Source organism: Paenibacillus sp. 05T425 (genome assembly GCF_056396205.1).
Genome location: NZ_JBFTLA010000101.1, coordinates 1 through 447, shown reverse-complemented (window position 1 = coordinate 447; position 447 = coordinate 1). Strand labels below are relative to the sequence as shown.

Annotated in this window: 1 protein-coding gene; it reads right to left on the bottom strand. The window is 46.5% G+C overall.

Translation table 11 applies throughout. The features are described from left to right. Window positions 1–241 precede the first annotated feature (241 nt). On the bottom strand, window positions 242–447 hold a 206-nt coding region (locus AC1DF0_RS32270; RefSeq protein ID WP_477577662.1), incomplete at its 5' end, for a S16 family serine protease.

The following is a 447-nucleotide window of genomic DNA, read 5'->3' as shown; positions in this document are numbered from 1 at the left end:
TTCGATTACAGCGTCCAGCGCACGGCCAGCAGCAGCTTTCGGGATATCAGCGGATGCAGCGATAGCATCAATCAGTTCCGACTTGTTCACTCTAAGTCCCCTTATATCTATTTGAGTTTGATTCTAAGTTTTTTGGTGAAAGCAAAAAAAACGAGTGCTGAATGGCCTACAGACACTTAAGAGCCGCTTTATAACAAGGGCTCTAAAAAACTGTCAAGGAAGCCCCCCAGGCAAATGCGTACTAATGCGTGCTAATTCTTTCCTTAGAGTCAGACTCGCGTTTGTCATCCTTTGCAACGATCTCCGGAACCACATCCGGCAAGGGTTCCGGCGCGTATTGCAGCGCAATTTGCAGGACCTCGTCAATCCATTTAACGGGTTTAATCTGTAGATCTTGCTTGATGTTGTCAGGAATTTCCTTCAGATCGCGTACGTTCTCTTCAGGAA